Raw genomic sequence first — 1,976 nt, 5'->3', positions numbered from 1 at the left:
CCGTGGTCTCCGCTGCATCCGTGTACTCCCGCCCATTCACGACCCACGCAATCCCCGTGAGCACCGTATGCTGCCGCCCCTCGAGCGAGGAGAGCATATGGCGCGCCTCTGCCGCATCCTTCGGCTTGCCAAACGCCATGCCATTCAGCACAACGGCGGTATCCGCTCCGAGCACGGCGTGGTCGGGGTACTCCTCCGCAACCTTGCGCGCCTTCATGAGCGCGTTGCAGATCACGGCGTCACGCGGGCGCTCCCCATCATTCACCTCATCGACGGCGGGCGTGATCGAGACGAACGACGCCCCGATCTGCCGCAGGAGCGCACGGCGGCGCGGCGACGCAGACGCAAGTATGAACATAACTTCTCTCCGAATAAAAAAAGACACCGAAACTGTGTCGGTGCCTTCACACATTTCTTATAGAGTTTGATTCGCCCTCGCGCAGGCTTTTTCCTGCAAAGAATTTATATCAAATACCGCAGGTACACATAGACCGTCGAGAGAACGATCGTGAGCAGCATGAGTGGGAAGCCGATCTTGAAGTAGCGGACGAAACTGATGTGTACGCCGCGCTCCGCCGCCATGCCTGCCACGATGAGGTTCGCAGAAGCCCCAACGAGCGTGCCGTTGCCGCCGAGACACGCGCCGAGTGCGAGCGACCACCAGAGCGGCTCGAGATTCTCGATGCCCATTGCGCCCATATTCTGAATGAGCGGAATCATCGTCGCAACAAACGGGATATTGTCGAGCACGGACGAGATGACCGCGCTCATCCAGAGGATGAGGAGCGCCGTCGCCGTCAGATCGCCGCCCGTCGTCTCCACTGCCGTCTCCGCGAGCTGCGCAATAATGCCGACCTCGATCAGTCCGCCGACCGCGATAAAGAGTCCGATGAAGAAGAAGATCGTCGGCCACTCGACCGAGTGCATCGCCTTTTCAACGAGATGCTCACTGCCGCCCGCAAGGAGGAGCAGCAGGAAGCCGCCCGTCAGCGCGATCAGCGAGGACTCAATGTGCGTAAAGGAGTGTGTGAAAAATCCTAGTATCGTCAGCCCCAGAACAAAGAGCGAGCGCTTCAAGAGGCCGTGATCCGTGATCGCCGCCTTTTCATCCATCTGCATGAGCTCCGCCTGCAGCTCCGGCGTTGTGACGAGGTCCTTGCGGTAGATCGCAGACATGATGAACATGACAACGAGCATGCAGATGATCGCAATCGGTGCGAGATGCTCGATGAACATGACGAAGGTGAGTTCCTTGACCGCACTGCCGATCATGATGTTCGGCGGGTCGCCGATCAGCGTCGCCGTACCGCCGATGTTCGACGCGATGATCTGCGTCAGGAGGTAGGGCATGGGGTCGAGCTTCAGAATCTTCGTGATGCTGAACGTCACAGGCACCATGAGGAGCACCGTGGTCACGTTGTCGAGGAACGCCGAGAACAGCGCCGTAATCAGACAGAGGTAGACGAGAATGCGGCGCGGCTCCGCCTTTGCGGATTTCGCAGCCTTGATCGCCACGTAGTCGAACAGCCCCGTCTCCTTCGTCACGCCGACGAGCACCATCATGCCGACGAGCAGTCCAAGCGTCTCAAAGTCCACATGATGCAGCGCAACCTCCTGCGAGAGGATGCCGAGCAGCATCATGAGCACCGCGCCGATCATCGCAGCAACCGTGCGGTGAATCTTTTCCGAGACGATCACCATATACATTACAACAAAAATAATCGCGGCCAACGTTTCCATTTAAGCGCCTCCTTTGTAACTAATTTGCACGGCGATATCACAGCCACCGCCGCGCACGACTTTGTTCATTTTATCACAAGGTTCAAAGGAGTGACAAGTTTTTTTCCGCGTACAATTTTTATATCTCTTTTTCAATTATTCTCGTTTATTGTTTCCAATTCGCCCACACGATGTGCATAGCGCGCGCTCAGCCACGGATTACGGAAGCACTGATAAATTCAGCACCGCCATCTTGA

1 protein-coding gene and 1 pseudogene are annotated in these 1,976 nt (G+C 57.1%); both read right to left on the bottom strand.

The genetic code is table 11. From position 1 onward, the window contains the following. Nucleotides 1–307 (bottom strand): annotated as a pseudogene (locus HMPREF9163_RS12455) (nucleoside triphosphate pyrophosphatase); the annotation flags it as partial. Nucleotides 308–462: 155 nt separating this feature from the next. Then, the gene (locus HMPREF9163_RS05950) at nt 463–1,740 is read right to left on the bottom strand and encodes an SLC13 family permease (RefSeq protein ID WP_009440814.1); all 1,278 of its coding nucleotides are present in this window, start codon (nt 1,738–1,740) and stop codon (nt 463–465) included. Nucleotides 1,741–1,976 lie beyond the last annotated feature (236 nt).

Origin of the sequence: Selenomonas sp. oral taxon 138 str. F0429 (assembly GCF_000318175.2) — a bacterium.
Taxonomy (GTDB): domain Bacteria; phylum Bacillota; class Negativicutes; order Selenomonadales; family Selenomonadaceae; genus Centipeda; species Centipeda timonae.
The sequence above is the reverse complement of the archived record's forward strand: the minus strand, read 5'-3'. Positions and strand labels throughout refer to the sequence as shown.

Excerpts from the sequence above, each read along its gene's own strand:
- HMPREF9163_RS05950 (WP_009440814.1), bottom strand. The coding sequence starts at position 1,740 with ATGGAAACGTTGGCCGCGATTATTTTTGTTGTAATGTATATGGTGATC.